Source organism: Streptomyces sp. MMS24-W38, from assembly GCF_059889265.1.
Window position 1 is genome coordinate 4,557,044 of the sequence record NZ_JCBCPP010000001.1, and the last position, 21,372, is coordinate 4,578,415.

Below are 21,372 nucleotides of genomic sequence, written 5' to 3' on the forward strand. Positions count from 1 at the left end.
CCGTGATCGTCTTCGCCGCCTCCGACAAAGGAGGCACCGGTCGCTCGGTCACCAGCGCCAACCTGGCCTACCAGCGCGCCCTCACCGGCGATCACGTGGCATACGTCGATTTCGACTTCGGCTCACCGACTGCCGCCGCCGTCTTCGACGTCCCCGACGCGATGCGCGGCACCGAGGAGCGGGGCCTGCACTCCTACCTCGAGGGTGAGGTCACCGAGCCGGCCCGGATCGACGTCTGGCGGCAGACCGAGCACCCCCGACTGCGCGCCCGGCCCAACCAGTCCGGCCGCCTGGTCCTGTTACCCGGCGACGCCGGCGGTGGCGAGTTCGCCACCGCCGGGGACGCCCTGGAGCGATGCGTCGACCTCCTGCTGCGGCTGAACAGCGAGTTCGACCTGATCATCGTGGATCTGAGCGCCGGCCGCAGCTACGCCGTCGACATGGTCCTCGCGGCAACGGCCCACCCCCAGATGCGGCACGTCCCGTTCCGCTGGCTCGTCTTCCACCGCTGGACCCGACAGCACGTGGTCGCCGCCGCAGGGCTCGTCCACAAGGACCACGGCATCGTCAAGGGCGGTGTCGAGCGAGGACACGACGAGGAGGCGCTGCAGGGCGCCATCCGTTTCGTACGGGCCGCCGTACCCGATCCGGACTCGCCGCTGTGGGCCCAGGGCTCGCCCGCCCAGGCCGCCTGGATGCAGTCCTGCGACGAGGCGCTGCGCCGGCTGGCGGCGGAGCACCGGGTCGGTGACAGCGTGGTGCTCGGTGTCGTACCGCTGGAGCCCATCCTGCAGTGGCGCGAACAGCTGATCACGGAAGAGGACGTGCTCTCGACCCAGATCGCCAACAAGGAGACGCTGGAGGCGCTGGAGGAGATCGCACGACGCCTGACCGACGACTCCTGCTGGGGGCGGCCATGACGGACGCGGTGTTCCGCGAGACCACCGCCGAGCCGCGCACTCAGGCGGTGCCGCTGTCGCACCTCTCCCTGGAGTTGGGCCACCTCTACATGGAGGACTTCGAGGCCGGTCCGGAACACCTGCGGCGGCACTTCGCGCAGGTACGGCCCTGGGCGGACGCGGCACGGGCCGCGGCGGCCGCCCAGACGGGCGGCAAACGCCCCCGGATCAGTACCTGCTTCCTGATCGACGACTACTTCACCCGTTTCTCCAGCCCCGCCGAAGTCGTCCCCATGCTGCTGGCGGAGGCCGACCGGGCCGGTCTCGTCGTCGACTACCTGGCCCGCGAGTCCGGTTGCGCGATCGCCGGCAAGGTACCGGTCGCGGAGGCGGTGGCCGGCCGGCTCGTCGAGGAACCACCACCCGGAAGTTACGGTCTGCGCCCGCCGGTCGCGCAGACCGGCTGGCTGGCCAACGGCGAGCGCAGCCCCGTCGCGCGCGCCCCGCAGGCGATGAAAAGAGCCGCTGCCTGGCAGCCGCCCAAGGAGACCGTGGCTCGCCGCCATTCCGTCTTCCTGGACGTAGAACTCTGGAGCGACGCACCCGACGGGCAGCGCACCTGGTCCTGCCCCTTCCTCGCCGCGGTGTGGCAGCTCGCCCGCCTCGGCCTGCTGCGCACCGAGGGCGAGGCCGTCCTCGAACCCCAGCCGCACACCGCCTCCGGTTTCCCCGAGGACTGGGACGAACTGCCCCCGCTGATCCGGCTCGCCCCCCGGGCGGACCCGTTCGCCGCCTACCGAACCTGTTCGGTGATGCCCAACCGGTTCCAGCCCGTCGAGCACGCGGTCCGCGTCATTCTCGACCAGACCGAGGTGGACCCCGAAGCGTTGCGTCAGGTCGCCCGACGGTCCGCCGGCGAGAAGGTGACCGTCCCCGACTCGGTCGCCGACCGCCTCTCCTACGTCTTCTACGCGGGGCCGTGACATGAGGCCGAGGGAGACCGCACCGCGCGTCGTGCTCGCCTGCGGCGAGGTCCGCACCTCGCTGCTTCCGGCCCTCCAGGCCCTCGACAGCCGGGCCGCCGCCCAGCTCCTCGGACTGCGTGCCGACGAACGCGTCCTGCTTTCCGAACGTCCCAACCTCTACGGGCGCTCGCCCGACACCCTCACCGGCGTCGACTGCCCCCTGCCCAGCGCCAACGGTGCCCGGGTCCGCGCCGTCGGCACGGTCGCCGCACGGGCCGTACTCACCGAGGGGCGCCTGCTCCAGTCCTCCGCGTACTTCAGGGTCCTGGCCAAAGGTCCTGACCATCGGCGGCCGTGGGGCCACTATCTGGTGCGGCCCGGCGTGGTCGAGCCGTTCGGAAAGCTGCCCCACGAGGCGGTGGCCGAGGGCGTGCTGACCGGCGGGCGACACGGCGATCTCGATGTCGGTCTGATCGCGGACGGACTTCACACCCGGCTGCTGCGCCACCCCCTGCTCGACCACCGTCCGCCCCTCAGGTCCCGGCCCACCCGCCTCCGCTGGGTGGCCCTGCCCGCTGACCCCGGCGCCGGCCCGTCGATCGAGCGGTTCACCCTCGCCGAGGACGAGCTGCGCACGGTACGGCTCCGGGTGCCCGAGGGCACACCCAGCGACGGCATCGCCGGGCTCTGCGACGATCTCGCCCTGCACGACTGGCTGCTCACCACCGTGGTCCGCATCCTTGACGGCATCCGGCTGGGAGCCGGAGCCGGGGCGGCCGGAGCACCGCCCGCCCGGCAGCGACCGGGAGTGGGCGAGGAGCGTCCCACCGTGGTCAGAGCGCTGCGGCCCGCCGTCGACCATCTGCTGCACCTGTGGATGCCGCGGGCCCGGGTGGCGCAGGACCTTGCGCCGCTCTGGGACGCGCTGGAGGAACGGCCAGGCTTCACGCGGCAGTGGCAGACCCTCGTGCAGCGCATCCGCGACCAGCTCACGCTGCACGCGATCCCCGCCCCGTACCGGGAGGTGGACATGGGTCCCTGACCGGACACCGGGCAACCGCCGAGACCCGGTTCCACGCACATTTCCGCACCCCGATCCGACGCGTATCCCAACGGGGGGAGAGCGAGATGAGCACGGCACCATCACCTGAGTCCGAGGGCACCCAGCCCGAACCCGGCACGGCGATTCCCGCACAGGCGGGACCGCCGGACAACCCGGGCACCACACCGTTACCCCTCTCGGCGGAGGCACCGGTGGTGCCGGACGCAACGGGAGCACCGGCCACACCGAACGCATCGGACAGGCCGGCCGCACGCCACGATCCGGCGCCGTGGACGCGCCGGTTACTGGCCGGTGTGGTCCTCGGCCTCCTCGTCTGGGGCGTCGCCGTGCTGCTGGCCCCGGACGTCGGTACGGCACGGCAGCTCGCCGCCGCCGCGCTCTGCGCCGGTGCCGCCGTGGCCGTCCTGACCCTCCTCGGCCCGGACCGCGGGGCGCGGGAGCGGGACCGGCGGGCGGAGCACGTACTGACCGAGACGGCCGCCACGGTGCAGAACACCGTGCGGGACGGTCTCCAGCGGTACGACGACGACCTGAGGACCGGCCTCACCCGGCACACCGAAGAGATGCGGACCGGTCTGACCAGGCACACCGAGGACATGAAGCAGCTGGTCGAGAACCGCTTCGCTCAGCTGGACCGGATCCCGCAGCCCTACCCCGCGTTGGACCGGGTCCGCATGGACGGCGTACCCGAACTGGCCCAGCGTTTCGCCGACGTCCTGGCGCCCGGATCCCCACTCCTCTACTCCTTCATCCGGCTGGAGATGCAGCGGGTGATCGGGCACATGTCAGCGCTCACCAGGCTGAGCGTGGAGAGCCACGGGGAGAACCACGACTGGATGCTCACCCTCACCCACATCGCGGAGCAGTCCATCTGCGCCATCAGCACATCCGTCGACCGGGAGTTCTGGAACAGCGAACCCGCCGGCCGCTACCTCGACGCGCAGAAGCAGGCGATCGAGGAGCACGGGGTGCCCGTACGGCGGCTGTTCCTGCTGGAAAGCGCACGCGAGCTCGACGACCGGCTGCTGCGGCTGTGCGACGAGCAGGAGGCGCTGCGCATCGAGGTGCGCGTGGCGGTGCTGCCGGAACTGCCGCCGCACATCCAGCGCGGCACCGCCAACGACTTCATCGTCTATGACGAGGAAGTGTCCTTCGAGATCGAGCAGGACCTGCGCGACGTCAACGTCAGAACCCGGCTCATCGCACATCAGGACCACGTCCAGGAGCAGATGAAGCGCTTCTGGAAACTCTGGGAGGCGGGGATGGGCATCCGCGAACTGGAGGTGCGGGTCGACGACGAGGAGGAAGGCACCTGGATAGTCGACGGTGCCTGAGCCGACGCCCCGCCCGGCCCTCGCCCGCCCCCCGTCCCCGCCTGACCTCCACCCCCGCCCGGCCCGCGCCCCGTTACTCCCGGGGGAGTAGACCGCCCCCCCCGCGTCACCCTCCGCAGTACCGGTCAACTCGCTCTCGCGTCCGACGTATCGGTTTCCCCGCGCCGGGAGTCTGGAAAACGATTCAGGCCGACCGAGCGGAGGGAGACGAGGCCATGGGGGACACAAGGACACGGGCACGGCGGGGGCGCGCCGTGCCCTGGGTGGTGGTCGGGCTGTGGCTGGCCGCGCTCGTGCTGGTCGGGCCGCTGGCCGGGAAGTTCAGCTATGTGCAGCAGAACCGGGCCGTCGACTACTTGCCCGACAGCGCCGACTCCACTCAGGTCGCCCGCATCCAGGACGAGTTGCCCGGCGGGGAGTCGACCGACCTGGTGATCGTCTATCACCGGGACGGCGGGCTGACCGCGGCCGACCGGCGGACCGCCGCCGAGCAGGTCGCCGAAGTGGCGGACACCCACGAGCTGTCGGGCGAGCCGCGGGGCGTTCCCTCCGAGGACGGCAGCACCCTCATGTACCCGGTCTCCAGCACCGGGCCCGGCCAGGACGAAGAGGCACGCAACGCCTTCGTCGACGAGGCGCGCGAGATCGCCGACAGTGCCGGCAGCGGTGGGCTGAGCGTCGAGGTCGGCGGGCCCGGCGCGCTCCAGACGGACATGGGTAAGGTGTTCGAGAGGATCGACGGCACCCTGCTGTTCGCCACCCTCGGCGTCGTCACCGTCCTGCTCGTCCTGATCTACCGCAGCCCGTTCCTGTGGCTGGTCCCGCTCACCGTGGCGGGCGCGGCAGCGGCCCTCGCGATGGCCGCCGGATACGGGCTCCACGAACTGTTCGACGTCACGATCACCGGCCAGAGCGGCGGCATCATGACCGTGCTCGTCCTCGGCGCCGGCACCGACTACGCGCTGCTGCTCGTCTCCCGGTACCGCGAGGAACTGCGCCGCCACGAACGCCCCCACGACGCCATGCGCACCGCCCTGCGCGGCTGCGGACCGGCGATCCTCGTCTCCTCCGGCACCGTCGCGGCCGGACTGCTGTGTCTGGTCGCCGCCGACCTCAACAGCAGCAGCGGCATGGGCCCCGTCGGCATGATCGGCGTGCTCGCCGCGCTGGTCGCGATGACCACCCTGCTGCCCGCCGTGCTGGTCCTGCTCGGGCGGCGCGTGTTCTGGCCGCTGATCCCCGCCTACGGCAGCGAACCAAGGGCCCGCCGCTCGCCGCCATGGGCACCTCCGCCGCCCGCCGGCCCGCCGCCGTCCTCGCCGTCGGCGTCGCCGCGTACCGCATCGTGCAGGAGGCGCTGACCAACGCGGTCCGGCACGCGGGCCCCGAGCCGTTCGTCCGCGTCGACCCGCGCACGGAGAACGGCGCCCTGCACCTGTCCGTCACCGACGACGGCGCCGGACCGGACCCGGACGGTGCCCCCGGATTCGGGCTGGTCGGGATGGGGGAACGGGCGCGCAGCGTGGGAGGCACACTCGACGCCGGAGCCCGCGCGGGAGGCGGCTTCCGGGTGACTGCCACCCTGCCGCTGACCACGTCCGCCCTCACGGACGCCACGGCCGCCACCATCGCGGAAGGAACCCGGACCGCATGACCATCCGCGTACTGCTCGCCGACGACCAGACCCTCGTACGGGAGGCGTTCGCCCTGCTCGTCGAGTCGGCGTCCGACATGGAGGTCGTCGGTCAGGCCGCCACCGGCCGCGAAGCGGCCGAACTGGCCCGCACCCGACGCGCCGACCTCGTCGTCATGGACATCCGGATGCCCGACCTCGACGGCATCGAGGCCACCCGGCTGATTGCCGCCGAGGAGGACCTCGCCGGGGTGAAGGTGCTCGTCCTCACCACCTACGACACCGACGAGAACATCGTGGACGCGCTGCGCGCCGGTGCCTCCGGCTTCCTGGTCAAGGACACCAGGCCCGCCGAACTCCTCGACGCCATCCGCACGGTGGCCGCCGGGGAGGCGCTGCTGTCGCCGGGGCCCACCGCGCGGCTGATCGAGCGGTTCCTGCGCAGTCCGGCGATGCCGGTGACGGCGGGCCCCGAATGCCTGTCCGGCCGCGAGCGGCAGGTGCTCACGCTGGTCGCGCGCGGGCTCAACAACACCGAGGTGGCGGAGGCGTTGGGGCTGAGCCCGCTCACGGCGAAGACCCATGTCAGCCGGATCATGGGCAAGCTGGCGGCCCGCGACCGTGCCCAACTGGTCATCGTGGCCTACGAGTCGGGCCTGGTGGCGCCGGGCACACCGTGACCGGCGACGCCGTCGCTCAGAGGGCGTGGGCCAGCCAGCGCTGGATCGTGCTGTTGATGTTGCCGGGCAGGGCGCTGAGCCGGTCGATGGCCTCGCGGTCCTCGGGTCGGGGTGGGATACCGGCCGCGGTCAGGGCCGCGTGCAGCTCCAGACGGCGCCGGTCCTGCGGGTCGATGGCGACGTCCAGCCGTTCACCTGGGCGCGGCGGCGTCAGGTGGTAGTCACCGAAGCTGCTCCCGTCGAGGGCGTAAGGGTCGACGAAGGCACGGTGATTGGTGCCGAACTCGTAAGCGGAGGCGGTCACGTGGATCTCCAAGGGATGTCGGTCTACCTCACAGGAGACCGCCCCGGAGCCCGCCTCGGTGGCACCCCCGCCGAAATGTCACGCCAACAGCGTCATAGCCAGTTCATCCTCACGTCGGACCAACAGCCCGGTGGGATAAGGGAGATGGGGTGGCGCTCCGTGACGCATACGGGAGCGATCGTATTCGCACGACTCGACGGATCTACCCGCAAACGCATGAATTGAACCGATCATGCACAACTGCGCCACACCATCACGGGTTGCACACGCATGCCATGCGGGTGACGTCGAGGGGATGCGGATCTTCCAAAGGACTCGTTGCAAAGAAACCGTTGCAACAGGTTCTTTGCAACGCTACCGTTGATGCCATGGACGGTTCCCAGGACCCGCAGCTCCACAGTCTCGACGCCCGCTCGCTGCGCGGGCTCGCACATCCCTTGCGAATGCGGTTGTTGAACGCACTACGGCACGGGGGACCGGCCACCGCGTCGCAACTGGCCGCGAAGCTGGGGGAGTCCAGCGGCGCGACCAGCTATCACCTGCGCCAGCTCGCCGCGCACGGCTTCGTCGAGGACGCGCCGGAGCGCGGCAAGGGACGGGAGCGGTGGTGGCAGGCGGTTCACCGGGGCGTGCTGTTCGACGGAACGCTGCTCGAGGACCGTGACCCCGAGGTGCGCGGTGCCGCCGACCTGTACCTGCACGAGGCTGCGAACACCCACACCCGGGAAGTCGCCACCTGGCTCGGTACCCACCACGACTGGTCCGAGCAGTGGAGACGCGCCTCGGACATGAGCGACTGGACGTTGAGCCTCACCCCCGAACTCGCTCGCGAACTCGGCGAGAAGATGTACGAGCTCATAGAGAGCTACCGGACCCTGGCCCTCGACGAGGGCACCCCGGACGTCGAGCAGGTGCGCATTCACACGCACGTCATCCCCACCCGTACGGACTGAGAGGCCGCCCGATGCACTCCGAGACCCATCTCGCGCTGCACCACATCCGCGACACCGAACTCCGCGCGCAGGCCGAGGCGTACCGTCTCGCCGCCTCCGTCGGACACCCCCGGGCCCTCCGGGTCCGTCTCGGCTGGACCTTCGTGGAGTTCGGCCTGCGGCTCGCCGCCGCCCCCAGGGCGGCAGTCACCGTGTCCTAGCCCCAGCGATTCACTTCGTGCACCTCAGCTGGTCTGCCGGTGCCGGGCTCCCAGGTTCTGCGTGAATCAGCCGGCTGCGAAGAGGGGATGGTCAGCCCGTTTGTACGGGAGCCCCGGCGGACGCGACGGCCAGGTCGGACTCGATGCGGGCGGCGCAGGCGCGCAGCGCGGGGAGTACGGCGTCCAGGGTGTGCTCGGGCGGCTCCGGACCGGCGTGCAGGGCGACGTTCACGGCTCCGACGGCCCGCCCGCTCCGGTCTCGGACCGGTACGGCCAGCGAGCGCAGTCCCGCCTCCAATTCCTGCTCGACGAGGGCGTATCCCTTCTCGGCGGTGCGGTCCAGGGCGGCGGCGAGCGCGTCGAGCGAGGTGAGCGTGTGCGGGGTCAGGGCCTGGGGGCGCAGGGTCTGGATCCGCTCCAGCCGGTCCGCCTCGGGCAGATCCGCGAGCAGGACCCGGCCCATGGAGGTGGCGTACGCGGGCAGCCGGGTGCCGGGCATGATCCGGGCGCTGGTGATCTGTTCGGTCGCGGCCCGGGACACATAGCGGACCTCGGCGCCGTCGAGGACCGCGAGTGAGGCCGATTCCCTTACCTGGCCGGCCAGTTCGGTCAGATGGAGCTGGGCGATGTCGGCGAGGGTGAGGGTGGACAACCGAGCGTATCCGAGCTCCAGGACGCGCGGCGACGGCAGGAAGCGGCGGCCGCGCTGTTCCACGTAATCCAGTTGACGGAGCGTCAGTAGATTGCGGCGGGTGCTGGGATACGAGAGCCCGGAGGCCTCGGCGGCCTCCGCGAGCGTGAGGCCACCGTGCTGCCGGCCGAGCGCGGTCAGGACGGCGAGGCCCCTGGCCAGTGCCTGCAGGAAGGACGGTCCCAGTTCGGGCTTGGCGTCGGCGTAGGCGGGGGCGGCGGGCGGCGCGGCGGCTGCCTTCGAGGTGCCGTACAACTCGTCCGCGATGCGCAGGGCCTCCTCCTCCATCGTGGCCAGCGCGTGCTCGCGCAGTTCGTCGCCGCTGTGGCGGCTGGTGTGCGCCAGCACGCTGATCGCACAGACGGGCCGGCCGTCGGGGTCGCGTACCGGGACCGCCAGTGCGACCAGACCCGGGGCGACCAGTTGGTCGTCCAGCGCCCAGCCGTCCGCGTCGGCCGCCGCGGTCCAGGCGGCGAAGTCCGCCTCCGTCCGGTCGGGGGGAACGGCGGCGCGGCGCGCGGGAACGGCCGGGAAGTTCTCGTCCAGCGGGTCGGCGGCACGGCGGGCCCGCCACGCGTCGTACGTGTCGGGCTGCCATCCGGTGGCGAGTACGGCACCGGCCGCGCAGCGCTCGGAGGGCAGTAGGTCGCCGACGCGGAAGCCCAGGGGGATCATCCGGCCGGGCGGGACGGCCTTGCCGACGATGCGTGCGTCGCAGCCGTCGAGGACGATCGCCGAGACCGACTCGTCGAGGGCGCGGGCCAGCCGGTCGAGGCTCGGCCGCAGCGCGCGGGACATGCCGCTCGCGTGCAGGTAGGCGTTGCCGAATTCCATCAGGCGCGGGGCGGGCACGAGATCGCGTCCCACGGCGCGCAGGTGGTCGAGGTGGGTCAGGGTCGCGGCGATCCGGTCGACGGTCGAACGCGCCAGGCCGGTCGCGCGCGCGAGGTCGCCCGGGCGCACGGGGTGGGGGGCGTCGGCCACGATCCGCAGCACGGCCAGTCCACGCTCCAGCGGGCCGGCGGCTTCCGCCGGGGAATCGGCCGGCGAAGGGGCCATTGGCGCCGATGCCGTCGGTGCCGCCCTCGAAACGCCCGGCGCCATGGCACTTCCTCCTGTATGTCGGCTTCCCGGCGCATGAGGCCGTACCCGTCTCCGGGAGAACGCTACCGGCCATTGACAGCCTCTCGGCGATCCCACAGACTCGGCGCACTCGTTCAATGAAAATAAGTTCACTCAGCGAAAAATCGTAGCCCGGTGTGCTGCGGGACGCATCCCGCCGGGCTGCCCCTGCCCTGAGGACTCCCATGAGCGCTTCCGCCCAGAGCCGCGCGGATCTCGTCCGGCACAGCGCGTACGAATTCGCGCTGACCACGGTGCTTCTCTTCGTCGTGGTGAGCCTGATCCGCTGGCTGGCGCACCCCGGGTCGCCGCTGGCGATCGGCGACCCGCACACCCTGTTCGCCACCGCGGGAGTCGCGGTCGCCGCGCTCATCGCGGGCCTGATGTACTCGCCGCCCGGCCGCGCGTCCGGGGGCCACATGCACCCCGGCGTCACCGTCTTCCTGTGGTCGAGCGGTCTCTTCCCGTCCCGCGCCGTCCTCCCGTACGTCACCGCGCAGCTCGCCGGATCCGTGGCCGGGACCGCGCTGGCCGGGCTGGTGTGGGGCGGGGCCGTGCGCCAGGTCGGACACGGAGCCGTGCACCCCGCACCCGGGACCGGTGCGGTCGAACTGTTCCTCATCGAGGGAGCCGCGCTCGCCGCGGTCTTCGTCACGGTTGCGCTGGTGATGACCAGACCCGCTCTGGGGGCGCTGATCCCGGCGGTCATCGGCGTCGGCGTGGGCGTGGTCATCGCGACCCTGGGCACCGTGACCGGCGCGAGCATCAACCCGGCGCGCGCCCTCGGTCCGGCCCTGCTCTCCGGTACGTACGAGCACTTCTGGAACTACATGATCGCGCCGCTGGCCGCCCCGGCCCTGGTCGGCCTCGCCCACCGTGCCCTGCGCGGCCGCCGGGCCGCTGCCCCCTCACCCGCCGAGGCCTGAGCCCTCACGTCCCCCTGTACAGGAGCACTCGTGTCCATCTCCCGAGGACTGATCATCAACGGCCAGGAGGTCGCCGCCTCCTCCGGCCGCACCGCATCCGATATCAATCCCTGGACCGGCGCCGTCTGCGCGGAGGTCGCCGCGGGCACCCCGGACGACGTCCGCCGTGCCGTGGACGCCGCCGACGCCGCGTTCGAGGCGTGGGCCGCGACCAAGCCGGCCGAACGCCGCCGGATCTTCCTGCGCGCCGCACAGCTGATGGCCGAGCGCACCGAGGAGGTCGTACGACTGATGGCGACGGAGGTCGGCGGCGTCGCGGCCTGGGCGGGCTTCAACGCCCACCTGGCCGCCGACATCCTGCTGGAGGCGGCGGCCGAGGTCAGCCGCCCGACCGGACAGACCCTCGCGACCAACGCCGACGGCGTCCACTCCGCGCAGGTGCGGGTGCCCAAGGGGGTGATCGCCGCGATCTCGCCGTGGAACGCGCCGGTCATCCTCGGCGTCCGCGCGGTCGCCATGCCGATCGCGATGGGCAACACGGTGGTGATGAAGCCCAGCGAGGACGCGCCGATCGCCTGCGGTCTGCTGATCTCGGACGTCCTGCACGAGGCGGGGCTGCCCGCGGGCGTGCTCAACGTCGTCACCAACGACCGCGCCGACGCCGCCGAGGTGGTCTCCGCACTGATCGCCGACCCCCGGGTGCGTATGGTCAACTTCACCGGTTCCACGGAGGTCGGCCGCACCATCGGCGTCCAGGCCGCCCAGCACCTCAAGCCCGCCGTGCTCGAACTCGGAGGCAAGAACGCCCTGCTGGTGCTGGAGGACGCGGATGTCGAATACGCGGTGGACGCCGCGGTCTTCGGCTCCTTCATGAACGCGGGGCAGATCTGCATGTGTGTGGACCGGGTCATCGTCCACCGCGCGGTCGCCGACGAGTTCACGGCCAAGTTCGCCGCCCGCGTCCAGGCACTGTCCTGCGGCGATCCGAGCGACCCGGGCACGGCGGTCGGCCCGGTCGTGAGCGAGGCCGCGGCACGCCGGGTCTCGGCGCTCGTCGCGGACGCGGTCGCCCAGGGCGCCGAACTGGCCGCGGGCACCGGTGAGGTCGAGGAGCCGGGCACGTTGATCCGCCCGGTCGTCCTCACCGGGGTCACCCGGGAGATGAAGGTCCACCACGACGAGATCTTCGGTCCGGCGACCGTGGTCCATGTGGTCGACAGCGCCGAGGAGGCCATCGCGCTCGCCAACGACACTCCGTACGGGCTGACCGCGGGCGTCATCACCGAGAACCTGGCGAAGGGGCTGGAGGTCGCCGGCCGTCTGCGTACGGGCATCGTGCACGTCAACGACCAGTCCATCGCGGACGAACCGCAGGCCCCCTTCGGCGGCGTGAAGAGCTCCGGCTACGGCCGCTTCGGCGGGCAGGCGGGCGCCGAGGCATTCACCGACACGCGCTGGGTCACCGCGCAGGCCGTGGGACACGCGCGCTTCCCGATCTGACGGATCGGTCTCCGGGCGGCCGGCAGCAGACTCGCCGGCCGTCCGGGCGACGGGCGTGTTCGTCCGGGGTTCACCCCCGGGCCGGGTGCCCCTCGGTGACGGTGCCCATGAACTCCGTCCAGGCCACCGCCCCGACCACCAGCACGGGCCCGCCGGCCACTTTGCTGTCCCGGACGGGGACGACACCGGGGACGCCGTCGGCGACCATGACACATTCCTCGCCGCCGCTGTGGGTGCTCTTGCGCCAGCGGGCGGCACCGGGGAAGTCGTGGGCGACTTCGAGGCAGGACTCGCCGCCGCTGCCGCCGCTGTAGGTGCTTTTGCGCCAGCATGCGTTGGTCAGGTCGTACTCGCGCATCGTCTGTAGCCCTCCGCCGCTGCTTCGATCATGGCCAGAGACGCCTCTCGTGACAGAGCTGCGGCCCTGAGGAGATCGTAATCCGCTCGGATTTTCCTCACTACTGCCGGATCGTCCAGCAGACTGCCTGACAGCACCCCCTCTGTATAGGCGGTCGGCGGTGCGTCCTCGAACTCCTTGAGCGTCATCATCTTGCCCATCTGCGGATGTGCCCCGACGGAGAACGGGACCACCTGCACCAGGGCCTTGCGGGCACGTGCCGTCTCTGAGATGTGGTCGAGTTGCTCGACCGTCACCGCGGATCCGCCGACCGGCACACGCAGTACCGCCTCATGCAGGACGACCCAATACACCGGCCTGGTGGCGTCCTTGAGGAGCTGAACGCGGTTCATGCGGAGGCCGACCATCTCCTCGATGTATTCGTCCGTGGCGAGCGGATTGCTTGCCACATAGATGGCCCTGGCATACGCGGGTGTCTGGAGGAGGCCGGGGACCACTGCGGGCGCCCAGTCGCAGATGCTTGTTGCCAGCCGCTCCAGTTCTGCTGCATGTGCAAAGCACTCGGCGTACCGCTGTTCCTTGATGAGCTTGCGCCACAGCCGTTCGAAAAAGCCGTCGGTTTGCAGTGTGTCGTCGATTCGTTGGGCCACGTCCAGTCGGGGTTTTCGGATGGTCTGTTCGAATTGGCCGATGTAACCGCCGGAGACGAACATCCGAGCGCCCAGCTCCACCCGTGTGAACCCCGATTCCTCCCGGCGTCGCTTCAGTTCCGCGCCGAAGAACTCCCATGCCGCTCGGCGTGAACCGTTGGCCATTGCTGGCCCCTTTCTCAAGCTCTTTTCGCAGCCCGTTACTTGTGGGCCGCAGCCCCCTTCCGAGTGTAGGTTCCGGCGGGCACCTTAAGGACCGGAAGCGTGAATGCCGAAAAGGAGGGAATCAGGGTGAAGGCACAGCACTCGGCGCCCTGCGTCGAAGAAGCGGAGGAAGTGGTGAAAGAGTTGCGGGCGTTACTCGCGAAGACCGGAATTACCCTGCCGTCACTGGGGCTGGACCCGGTGAGTCTTGCGCGGGAGGCGCCCTGTCCGCTCGTCGACCTGGGGCGGTGCTCCGTGGACACCGCACGGCGGATCGCGGTCGCGATGGCCGCGGCGGCGCGATGAGACCGCCGGTCGGCGTGTACGTCGTGGACACCCGGACCGAGCGGATCGGCATCGTGATGGGGCACGAGGGGCCCTACGTCCAGCTGAGACCGTACGGCGGCGGCCGGGAGTGGGACGCCGAACCGGGCGCCCTGCGCCGGGCGACCCCCGCCGAGCGGTTGCGCGCGGCGACCGCGTACGCCAACGCGCGCAGTCGGGGGGAACTGGCCTGACCCAGGGACGCGGGGTCTGGTGCAGACCGGGCCCCGTCGACTTCCGGGCGATGAAACAAATGAAACGTGATGAAAAGGGTTTCAGAGCTTCGCTGTTGGCCCGATGTCTTGTCGGACACCTCGCTGAGCTGCGCTGTTTTCCGACCCTGCGAGGGTGTCAGAAGTTTCTACGACGTACATGTTGACCCGGCTCCACAAAGGATTTCAGACTCCTCCCACGTAGATCGGAGGGTCACGTGCCAACAACGATCCGGGATGTGGCGAAGGCCGCGGGGGTCTCGCCGGCCACCGTCTCCCGTGCGCTGGGCATGTCGGAGCTGGTCACTCCGGCGACGCGGGAGCGGGTGCGCGCCGTGGCCGCCCGCCTGGGCTACGCGCCCAACCGGGCCGCGCGCGGCCTGATCACCGGCCGTACGGGCAACGTGGGACTGGTCGTGCCCGACCTGCTCAACCCGATCTTCCCCAGCGTGATCAAGGCGGTCCAGGCGCGGGGCCGCGAGACGGACTACGCGGTGTTCATCGCCGACACCGACGAGAACGCCGCGGCCGAACGGGACCTGGTCCGCGCGCTGGCCAAACAGGTCGACGGTGTCATCCTGTGCGCACCCCGGACCGACGACGAGCAGTTGTCGCGACTGGCCGGTGAGACCGCACTGGTCACGGTGTTCCGCCGGGTGGCGGGGATACCCGCGGTCACCGTGGACAACGCCGACGGCATGCGGCAGAGCGTCGAGCATCTGGCGGCGCTCGGGCATCGCCGTCTCGCCTGGGTCGGCGGTCCGCCCGCGTCGTGGTCGAACCGCCGGCGCACGGCGGGCCTGCGGACCGCGACGGCGCGGCTGGGGCTGGAGCTGGCGGAGGTGGGGCAGTTCCCTCCGTACTACGACGGCGGTGTGGCGGCGGCCGACCTGGTGGTCGCCTCCGGCGCCACCGCCGTGGTCGCGTACAACGACACCATGGCCCTGGGCCTGTTGGCGCGGCTGCACGCCCGGGGCATCCGCATCCCGGGGGAGTTGAGCGTCGTCGGCATCGACGGCATCCCGATGGCGGGTATGGCCCACCCCGCCCTGACCACGGTCCAGGTCCCGGCGCGGGAGGTCGGCCGGGCCGCGGTCGACCTGATGCTCGACCGTCTGCGGGACCCGGAGCAGCCGGCGGCCCACCGCCGCGAGCTGCCCGTGCACCTCGTCGTACGCGACTCCACCGGCAGCCCGACCGGGAGGGAGTAGGCGGGCCCCACCGCCGCCGACCGCGTACGGGCAGCCGCCGCGGTCGTGACCGGCACTCGCCATCCCGTGACAAGGAGTTCAGCAATGCGTTCGTCTCCACATGCCCGAAATGCCGTAATCGTCCGGAGGGTGGGGCTGGCTCTGACAGCCGTTCTCCCGCTGGCGCTCGTCCCGCACGGCCCGGCGACCGCCGCCGGGGCCGCCGCGCAGGGCGGGAAGGCGCCCTCCGTCGAGAGCAGGGTCAAGGACGTCCTCACCCGGGGCGGTGACCGGTTCCGCGACCTCAACGACAACGGTCGCGTGGACCCGTACGAGAACTGGCGCCTGCCGTCGAAGATCCGCGCCCAGGACCTCGTCAAGCGGATGACCACGGAGGAGAAGGCGGGGATGATGCTCATCTCCACCTTCGACGACACCACGAGCCGCACCGTGCTCGGCGAGGACCACCTGCGGTACTTCATCGTGCGCGACGACCCCGAGCCGAGGGACCTCGCACAGCGCAACAACGAGTTCCAGGAGCTGGGGGAGGCGTCGAGGCTCGGCATACCGGTCGTGATGACCTCCAACCCCCGCAACCACGTGAACCCCAACCGCACCATCGGCCACGCGGAGGCCGGCGGGCAACTGTCCACCTGGCCGGGCGAATTGGGTCTGGCCGCCACCCGTGACCCCGGACTCGTCCGGGAGTTCGCGGAGATCGCCGCCAGGGAATGGCGCGCCGTCGGCATCCAGAAGGGTTACATGTACATGGCTGACCTCGCCACCGAGCCGCGCTGGACGCGGACCGACGGCACGTTCGGCGAGAACCCGCAGCTCGCGGCGGACATGATCAGCGCGGTGGTGAAGGGCTTCCAGGGCAGGAGGCTCGGCCCGCACAGCGTCGCGCAGACCACCAAGCACGCCCCCGGCGGCGGCCCCCGGGTCGAGGGCAAGGACCCGCACCACCCGTGGGGCCAGACCAACGAGTACCCGACCGCGGGCAGCCTGGCGAAGTACCACCTGCCGCCCGTGCAGGCCGCGATCGACGCCGGTACCACGTCGATCATGCCGTACTACGCACGTCCGGAGAACGACGGCAGCGCGCCCCAGCTGCCGAAGAAGCTCTGGTACACCAAGGACCAGCAGTTCGAGGAGGTCGGCTTCGCCTTCAACGAGCCGATCCTGCAGGACCTGGTGCGCGAGGAGATGGGCTTCGACGGCTACATCAACTCCGACACCGGCATCATCGGCGACCGGGCCTGGGGCGTCGAGCACCTCTCCGAGGCCGAGCAGTACGCCAAGGCGGTCCACGCCGGTACGAACCTGTTCTCCGGCGGCACCGACGTGGCCCCGCTGCTCGAAGCGATCGAGAAACGCCTGGTGACGAAGAAGCAGATCGACCGGTCGGTGACCCATCTGCTCACCGAGATGTTCGACCTCGGCCTGTTCGAGGATCCCTACACCGACCCGGACCGCGCGCAGCGCATCGCCGACGACCCCGCCTCGCAGGCCAGGGCGGACGAGGCGCACCGCAAGTCCGTGGTGCTGCTGCGCAACGACGACGCGGGAGGCGGCCGGAAGGCGCTCCCGATCACCGACGACCGCGTCGGCGGCGTCAAGCTCTACGTCGAGGTCTTCCAGGAGCGCGACGCCGACACGCAGACGGCGGCGCTGCGCAAGCTGATCCGCGAGTACGACCCGGCCGTCACCCTGGTCGACGACCCGGCGGACGCGACCCACGCCTACCTCCACGTGGCGCCGAGCCTGGCCTGGAGCGAGGACGACACGGAGGACGACGGGCCGTCCATCGAGCTGACGAAGGACTCCGACACCGGCATCGACTCCGAGCGCATCCTGGCCCTCCAGGAGCAGATCGGGACCGTCGTCCTCAACGTCGACATGGTCAACCCCTGGTTGATCCACGAGATCGAGCCGGGTGCCGACGCGGTCCTGGCCACCTTCCACACCTCGCACGAGGCCGCCCTGGACGTGATCCGGGGACGGTTCGACCCCTCCGGCAAGCTGCCGTTCGGCATCCCGGCGGACCAGGCGGCGGTGGAGCGCAACGCCTCGGACGTGCCCAGCTACGACGAGGGGTACGACTACGCGTACGAGAACGCGGCGGGCGACACCTACGCCTACGGCTTCGGCCTGAGCCACGGGTGATCGCCTGATCGTCCGGCGGGCCCGTCCGGCACGGTCCGCCGGACGGGCCCCGACCGCGTGACGGGGGAGCCCCGGGCGTACGCGAGAATGGGGGGCATGAGTCTGTTCCGCGACGACGGCATCGTGCTGCGCACCCAGAAGCTGGGTGAAGCGGACCGGATCATCACGTTGCTCACGCGCGGGCACGGACGCGTACGCGCCGTGGCGAGGGGCGTGCGCCGGACGAAGTCCAAGTTCGGTGCCCGCCTCGAACCGTTCTCGCACGTGGACGTGCAGTTCTTCGCCAAGGGCAGCGAGCTGATCGGGCGCGGCCTCCCGCTGTGCACCCAGAGCGAGACCATCGCGCCGTACGGCGGCCCGATCGTCACCGACTACGCCCGCTACACCGCCGGAACGGCCATGCTCGAGACCGCCGAGCGGTTCACCGACAACGAGGGCGAGCCGGCCGTGCAGCAGTACCTGCTGCTCGTGGGCGCCCTCAGGACCCTCGCCCGCGGTGAGCACGCACCGCATCTCGTCCTCGACGCGTTCCTGCTGCGCTCCCTCGCCGTCAACGGCTACGCCCCGAGCTTCGGGGACTGCGCGAGGTGCGGGATGCCCGGACCGAACCGGTTCTTCTCGGTCGGGTCCGGCGGTTCCGTCTGCGCCGACTGCCGGGTGCCCGGCAGCGTCGTACCCTCGCCGGAGGCCCTGGAACTGCTCGGCGCGCTGCTGACGGGGGACTGGGAGACCGCGGACGCGTGCGAGGAGCGGCACGTCCGGGAGGGGAGCGGGCTGGTCTCCGCCTACCTGCACTGGCATCTCGAGCGCGGGCTGCGCTCACTCCGGTACGTCGAGAAGTAACCAGAACCCAAGCAGTACCAGCTAGAGGGAGACGAGGAAGCACATGGCCGTACGCGGGTTCCTGGGGCGTCAGCGCCGGGAGTACAAGACGCCGGAACCGCACCCCTCCGGCGCGCGGCCCCCGAAGTTCCCCGGTGAGCTGGTCCCCAAGCACGTGGCGATCGTCATGGACGGCAACGGCCGCTGGGCCAAGGAACGGGGCCTGCCGCGCACCGAGGGGCACAAGGTCGGCGCCGAGCGGGTGCTGGACGTGCTCCAGGGCGGGATAGAGATGGGTGTCGGCGCCATCTCGCTGTACGCCTTCTCCACCGAGAACTGGAAGCGTTCGCCGGACGAGGTGCGCTTCCTGATGAACTTCAACCGGGACTTCATCCGCAAGTCCCGCGACGAGCTCGACGAACTCGGGATCCGGGTGCGCTGGGTGGGCCGGATGCCCAAGCTGTGGAAGTCGGTGGCCAAGGAGCTCCAGGTCGCCCAGGAGCAGACCAAGGACAACGACCGGCTCACGCTCTACTTCTGCATGAACTACGGCGGCCGCGCCGAGATCGCCGACGCGGCGCAGGCCATGGCCGAGGACGTGAAGGCGGGGCGCCTCGACCCGGGCAAGATCACCGAGAAGACCCTGCAGAACTACCTGTACTACCCGGACATGCCGGACGTGGACCTGTTCCTGCGGCCGAGCGGTGAGCAGCGTACGTCCAACTACCTGCTGTGGCAGAGCGCCTACGCGGAGATGGTCTTCCAGGACGTCCTGTGGCCGGACTTCGACCGCCGGGACCTGTGGCGGGCGTGCCTGGAGTTCGCCTCCCGCGACCGGCGTTTCGGCGGTGCGATCCCGAACGAGGAGCTGCTGGCCATGGAGGGCAGGCAGCCGCAGGAGAGCGGGCAGTAACAGGGACGGGCGGGACCACGAAGGGCGCGGAGATCGTCTCCGCGCCCTTCGCCGTGTCCCGTGTCCGTGACCTCAGTCGTCGCGGCCGGCCGCCGCGCACTCCGCGCAGGTGCCGAAGATCTCCACCGTGTGGGCCACGTTGACGTAGCCGTGTTCGGCGGCGACGGCCTCCGCCCAGGTCTCCACGACCGGGCCCTCGACCTCGGCCGCCTTGCCGCAGGTGCGGCAGACCAGGTGGTGGTGGTGCTCGCCGGTGGAGCAACGGCGGTAGACGGACTCACCGTCGGCGGTCCGCAGCACGTCCACCTCGCCGGCCTCGGCGAGGGACTGCAGGGTGCGGTACACCGTGGTGAGCCCCACCGAGTCGCCCTTGTGCTTGAGCATGTCGTGCAGTTCCTGCGCACTGCGGAACTCGTCGACATCCTGGAGCGCAGCCGCCACAGCGGCCCGCTGCCTGGTGGCGCGGCCCTTCACGGGCGGTCCAGCGGTGGTCACCGGTTTCCTCCTCACGTCCGACTCTGCCGCGGCCATTGTGCCAGTCCGGGGAGGATCCGGGCCGGGAGCCGTCAGGCGCCGGCCTTGCCGGTGGCGTCCCGGCCGACCGGGACCGCGCATTCCGCGGGGTCCGGGACGGGCTGTGCGGCGACCAGGGCACGGGCGCGGCGGCGGGCCAGCGGGGTGGCCAGCGCGGTCAGCACGAGGAACGCGGCGATCGTCAGCAGCACGATCGTCGCGCCGGGCGGCACGTCCTGGTAGTACGAGGTGACCGTGCCGCCGATGGACACGGCCACGCCGATGGCGACGGCGATGGCGAAGGTGGCGGCGAAGCTGCGGCTGAGCGCCTGGGCGGCGGCGACGGGCACCACCATCAGCGCGCTCACCAGCAGCAGACCGACCACGCGCATCGCGACGGTGACGGTCACCGCCGCCGTGACGGCGGTGAGCAGGTTCAGGAACCGTACCGGCAGGCCGGTGACCCGCGCGAACTCCTCGTCCTGGCTGACCGCGAACAGCTGGCGGCGCAGACCGAGGGTGACCAGTACGACGAAGGCGGCCAGCAGGCAGATGGCCGTGACGTCGGACTCGGAGACCGTCGACAGGGAGCCGAAGAGGTAGGAGGTGAGGTTCGCGTTGGACCCGGTCGGGGCGAGGTTGATGAACATGACACCGCCCGCCATGCCTCCGTAGAAGAGCATGGCGAGGGCGATGTCGCCGCGGGTCCTGCCGTACCAGCGGATCAGCTCCATGAGGACGGCGCCGAGGACGGAGACCAGGGCCGCCATCCACACCGGCGACCAGGAGAGCAGGAAGCCGAGGCCGACGCCGGTCATCGCGACGTGCCCGATGCCGTCGCCCATGAGGGCCTGGCGGCGCTGTACGAGGTAGATGCCGATCGCGGGGGCGGTGACGCCTACCAGGACGGCCGCCAGCAGCGCCCGCTGCATGAAGGCGTAGTTCAGGATTTCCATGGATCAGCTCAGCAGTCCGGTGCGGATCGGTTCGGCGCCCGCGGGTGCGTGCGGGTGTACGTGGTCGTGGCCGGGCAGGGCGTGCTGGCCGACCGCCTTCGGGGGCGGGCCGTCGTGCACGACGCAGCCGTCGCGCAGCACGACCGCCCGGTCGATCAGGGGCTCCAGCGGGCCCAGCTCGTGCAGGACGAGCAGGACGGTGGTGCCCTTCGCGACCTGCTCGCGCAGCGTCTCGGCGAGCACTTCCTGGCTGGCCAGGTCGACGCCCGCCATCGGTTCGTCCAGGATCAGCAGCTCGGGTTCGGCGGCGAGCGCGCGGGCGATCAGGACCCGCTGGTGCTGGCCGCCGGAGAGGGCGTCCACCGGGTCCTTCGCCCGGTCGGCCATGCCGACCAGGTCCAGGGCGCGGTGCACGGCCTCGCGGTCGGCCTTGCGGAACACGCCGAAGCGGGTGCGGGAGAGCCGGCCGGAGGAGACGACCTCGGTCAGCGTGGCGGGCACGCCGCTCGCGGCCGTGGTGCGCTGCGGTACGTACCCCACGCGCGCCCAGTCGCGGAACCGGCGCTGCGGGGTGCCGAACAGCTCGACCTCGCCGGCGCCGAGCGGCACCTGGCCGATGACGCTGCGCACGGCCGTCGACTTGCCGGAGCCGTTGGCGCCGAGCAGGGCGACCACCTCACCGCGGTGCACGGTGAGGTCGATGCCGCGCAGGACGGGGCGCGAGCCGAGCTCGGCGTGGACGCCGCGCAGGGATATGACGGGCTCGGTGCTCATGCTGCCGTCCTCATGCCGGT

The 21,372-nt window shown here is 71.2% G+C and carries 22 protein-coding genes and 1 pseudogene; 16 read left to right on the top strand and 7 right to left on the bottom strand.

Annotated elements, in window-relative coordinates; genetic code table 11:
• Window positions 1-2 precede the first annotated feature (2 nt).
• From AC6F7H_RS19645 to AC6F7H_RS19670, 6 genes and pseudogenes are all read left to right on the top strand, one after another.
• A complete protein-coding gene (locus AC6F7H_RS19645) occupies window positions 3-920 on the top strand; it encodes an SCO2523 family variant P-loop protein (protein ID WP_500758242.1) in 918 nt (305 codons plus the stop codon).
• The gene (locus tag AC6F7H_RS19650; RefSeq protein ID WP_500758243.1) at window positions 917-1,882 is read left to right on the top strand and encodes an SCO2522 family protein; all 966 of its coding nucleotides are present in this window, start codon (window positions 917-919) and stop codon (window positions 1,880-1,882) included. The genes AC6F7H_RS19645 and AC6F7H_RS19650 overlap by 4 nt, the downstream gene beginning before the upstream one ends.
• A gap of 1 nt (window position 1,883) precedes the next feature.
• Window positions 1,884-2,906, top strand: coding sequence for an SCO2521 family protein (locus tag AC6F7H_RS19655; RefSeq protein ID WP_500758244.1), 1,023 nt, complete (start codon window positions 1,884-1,886; stop codon window positions 2,904-2,906).
• A gap of 86 nt (window positions 2,907-2,992) precedes the next feature.
• The gene (locus AC6F7H_RS19660) at window positions 2,993-4,261 is read left to right on the top strand and encodes a hypothetical protein (RefSeq protein ID WP_500758245.1); all 1,269 of its coding nucleotides are present in this window, start codon (window positions 2,993-2,995) and stop codon (window positions 4,259-4,261) included.
• Between the two features lie 215 nt (window positions 4,262-4,476).
• Window positions 4,477-5,909, top strand: a pseudogene (locus AC6F7H_RS19665) (MMPL family transporter); the annotation flags it as partial.
• A 2-nt stretch (window positions 5,910-5,911) separates the two neighbouring features.
• A complete protein-coding gene (locus AC6F7H_RS19670; RefSeq protein ID WP_500758246.1) occupies window positions 5,912-6,574 on the top strand; it encodes a response regulator transcription factor in 663 nt (220 codons plus the stop codon).
• A gap of 16 nt (window positions 6,575-6,590) precedes the next feature.
• On the opposite strand, the gene AC6F7H_RS19675 is transcribed toward AC6F7H_RS19670, so the two are convergent.
• The gene (locus AC6F7H_RS19675; protein WP_500758247.1) at window positions 6,591-6,878 is read right to left on the bottom strand and encodes a hypothetical protein; all 288 of its coding nucleotides are present in this window, start codon (window positions 6,876-6,878) and stop codon (window positions 6,591-6,593) included.
• Window positions 6,879-7,246: 368 nt separating this feature from the next.
• Here AC6F7H_RS19675 and AC6F7H_RS19680 point away from each other — a divergent pair, with 368 nt between their 5' ends.
• On the top strand, window positions 7,247-7,831 hold the full coding sequence (locus AC6F7H_RS19680; RefSeq protein WP_500758248.1) for a helix-turn-helix domain-containing protein: 585 nt from the start codon (window positions 7,247-7,249) through the stop codon (window positions 7,829-7,831).
• Between the two features lie 11 nt (window positions 7,832-7,842).
• Window positions 7,843-8,031: a hypothetical protein gene (locus tag AC6F7H_RS19685; protein WP_500758249.1), complete on the top strand. Its 189-nt coding sequence runs from the start codon at window positions 7,843-7,845 to the stop codon at window positions 8,029-8,031.
• 91 nt (window positions 8,032-8,122) lie between these two features.
• Here AC6F7H_RS19685 and AC6F7H_RS19690 read toward each other — a convergent pair whose 3' ends face one another.
• Window positions 8,123-9,781 (bottom strand): IclR family transcriptional regulator domain-containing protein, encoded by a 1,659-nt coding sequence (locus AC6F7H_RS19690; RefSeq protein WP_500758250.1) that lies wholly within the window; start codon window positions 9,779-9,781, stop codon window positions 8,123-8,125.
• A gap of 248 nt (window positions 9,782-10,029) precedes the next feature.
• On the opposite strand from AC6F7H_RS19690, the gene AC6F7H_RS19695 reads away from it, so the two are divergent.
• Entirely contained in the window at window positions 10,030-10,770 is a 741-nt protein-coding gene (locus AC6F7H_RS19695; RefSeq protein WP_500758251.1) for an aquaporin, read from the top strand.
• A 30-nt stretch (window positions 10,771-10,800) separates the two neighbouring features.
• Complete coding sequence (locus tag AC6F7H_RS19700) at window positions 10,801-12,270, top strand: aldehyde dehydrogenase family protein (RefSeq protein WP_500758252.1); 1,470 nt, start codon at window positions 10,801-10,803, stop codon at window positions 12,268-12,270.
• A 70-nt stretch (window positions 12,271-12,340) separates the two neighbouring features.
• Here AC6F7H_RS19700 and AC6F7H_RS19705 read toward each other — a convergent pair whose 3' ends face one another.
• Window positions 12,341-12,628, bottom strand: a complete 288-nt coding sequence (locus tag AC6F7H_RS19705) for a DUF397 domain-containing protein (RefSeq protein WP_500758253.1) — start codon at window positions 12,626-12,628, stop codon at window positions 12,341-12,343.
• Entirely contained in the window at window positions 12,610-13,443 is an 834-nt protein-coding gene (locus AC6F7H_RS19710) for a helix-turn-helix domain-containing protein (RefSeq protein WP_500758254.1), read from the bottom strand. Before AC6F7H_RS19710 ends, AC6F7H_RS19705 begins: the two co-directional genes overlap by 19 nt.
• A gap of 126 nt (window positions 13,444-13,569) precedes the next feature.
• Between AC6F7H_RS19710 and AC6F7H_RS19715 the strand changes: the two genes are divergently transcribed.
• From AC6F7H_RS19715 to AC6F7H_RS19740, 6 genes are all read left to right on the top strand, one after another.
• Window positions 13,570-13,788 (top strand): hypothetical protein, encoded by a 219-nt coding sequence (locus tag AC6F7H_RS19715; protein WP_500758255.1) that lies wholly within the window; start codon window positions 13,570-13,572, stop codon window positions 13,786-13,788.
• Window positions 13,785-14,000, top strand: a complete 216-nt coding sequence (locus AC6F7H_RS19720; RefSeq protein WP_500758256.1) for a hypothetical protein — start codon at window positions 13,785-13,787, stop codon at window positions 13,998-14,000. Before AC6F7H_RS19715 ends, AC6F7H_RS19720 begins: the two co-directional genes overlap by 4 nt.
• A gap of 257 nt (window positions 14,001-14,257) precedes the next feature.
• The gene (locus AC6F7H_RS19725; protein WP_500758257.1) at window positions 14,258-15,229 is read left to right on the top strand and encodes a LacI family DNA-binding transcriptional regulator; all 972 of its coding nucleotides are present in this window, start codon (window positions 14,258-14,260) and stop codon (window positions 15,227-15,229) included.
• A 129-nt stretch (window positions 15,230-15,358) separates the two neighbouring features.
• The gene (locus AC6F7H_RS19730; RefSeq protein ID WP_500758258.1) at window positions 15,359-17,374 is read left to right on the top strand and encodes a glycoside hydrolase family 3 protein; all 2,016 of its coding nucleotides are present in this window, start codon (window positions 15,359-15,361) and stop codon (window positions 17,372-17,374) included.
• Between the two features lie 96 nt (window positions 17,375-17,470).
• Entirely contained in the window at window positions 17,471-18,217 is a 747-nt protein-coding gene (gene recO, locus AC6F7H_RS19735) for a DNA repair protein RecO (protein WP_202280432.1), read from the top strand.
• Between the two features lie 43 nt (window positions 18,218-18,260).
• Window positions 18,261-19,109, top strand: coding sequence for an isoprenyl transferase (locus tag AC6F7H_RS19740; protein ID WP_500758259.1), 849 nt, complete (start codon window positions 18,261-18,263; stop codon window positions 19,107-19,109).
• A 72-nt stretch (window positions 19,110-19,181) separates the two neighbouring features.
• Here AC6F7H_RS19740 and AC6F7H_RS19745 read toward each other — a convergent pair whose 3' ends face one another.
• The 3 genes from AC6F7H_RS19745 to AC6F7H_RS19755 form a co-directional block, all read right to left on the bottom strand.
• On the bottom strand, window positions 19,182-19,604 hold the full coding sequence (locus AC6F7H_RS19745; protein WP_109378787.1) for a Fur family transcriptional regulator: 423 nt from the start codon (window positions 19,602-19,604) through the stop codon (window positions 19,182-19,184).
• A gap of 71 nt (window positions 19,605-19,675) precedes the next feature.
• Entirely contained in the window at window positions 19,676-20,578 is a 903-nt protein-coding gene (locus AC6F7H_RS19750) for a metal ABC transporter permease (protein ID WP_500758260.1), read from the bottom strand.
• Window positions 20,579-20,581: 3 nt separating this feature from the next.
• Complete coding sequence (locus tag AC6F7H_RS19755; protein WP_500758261.1) at window positions 20,582-21,352, bottom strand: metal ABC transporter ATP-binding protein; 771 nt, start codon at window positions 21,350-21,352, stop codon at window positions 20,582-20,584.
• Window positions 21,353-21,372: the final 20 nt, after the last annotated feature.

What these genes read in the sequence shown, in the direction of transcription:
- AC6F7H_RS19710 (WP_500758254.1), bottom strand. Translation starts at nt 13,443, where the DNA reads ATGGCCAACGGTTCACGCCGAGCGGCATGGGAGTTCTTCGGCGCGGAA.
- AC6F7H_RS19695 (WP_500758251.1), top strand. Translation starts at nt 10,030, where the DNA reads ATGAGCGCTTCCGCCCAGAGCCGCGCGGATCTCGTCCGGCACAGCGCG.
- AC6F7H_RS19680 (WP_500758248.1), top strand. Translation starts at nt 7,247, where the DNA reads ATGGACGGTTCCCAGGACCCGCAGCTCCACAGTCTCGACGCCCGCTCG.
- AC6F7H_RS19720 (WP_500758256.1), top strand. Translation starts at nt 13,785, where the DNA reads ATGAGACCGCCGGTCGGCGTGTACGTCGTGGACACCCGGACCGAGCGG.
- AC6F7H_RS19655 (WP_500758244.1), top strand. Translation starts at nt 1,884, where the DNA reads ATGAGGCCGAGGGAGACCGCACCGCGCGTCGTGCTCGCCTGCGGCGAG.
- recO (WP_202280432.1), top strand. Translation starts at nt 17,471, where the DNA reads ATGAGTCTGTTCCGCGACGACGGCATCGTGCTGCGCACCCAGAAGCTG.
- AC6F7H_RS19650 (WP_500758243.1), top strand. Translation starts at nt 917, where the DNA reads ATGACGGACGCGGTGTTCCGCGAGACCACCGCCGAGCCGCGCACTCAG.
- AC6F7H_RS19755 (WP_500758261.1), bottom strand. Translation starts at nt 21,352, where the DNA reads ATGAGCACCGAGCCCGTCATATCCCTGCGCGGCGTCCACGCCGAGCTC.
- AC6F7H_RS19660 (WP_500758245.1), top strand. Translation starts at nt 2,993, where the DNA reads ATGAGCACGGCACCATCACCTGAGTCCGAGGGCACCCAGCCCGAACCC.
- AC6F7H_RS19670 (WP_500758246.1), top strand. Translation starts at nt 5,912, where the DNA reads ATGACCATCCGCGTACTGCTCGCCGACGACCAGACCCTCGTACGGGAG.
- AC6F7H_RS19740 (WP_500758259.1), top strand. Translation starts at nt 18,261, where the DNA reads ATGGCCGTACGCGGGTTCCTGGGGCGTCAGCGCCGGGAGTACAAGACG.
- AC6F7H_RS19705 (WP_500758253.1), bottom strand. Translation starts at nt 12,628, where the DNA reads ATGCGCGAGTACGACCTGACCAACGCATGCTGGCGCAAAAGCACCTAC.
- AC6F7H_RS19750 (WP_500758260.1), bottom strand. Translation starts at nt 20,578, where the DNA reads ATGGAAATCCTGAACTACGCCTTCATGCAGCGGGCGCTGCTGGCGGCC.
- AC6F7H_RS19685 (WP_500758249.1), top strand. Translation starts at nt 7,843, where the DNA reads ATGCACTCCGAGACCCATCTCGCGCTGCACCACATCCGCGACACCGAA.
- AC6F7H_RS19690 (WP_500758250.1), bottom strand. Translation starts at nt 9,781, where the DNA reads ATGGCCCCTTCGCCGGCCGATTCCCCGGCGGAAGCCGCCGGCCCGCTG.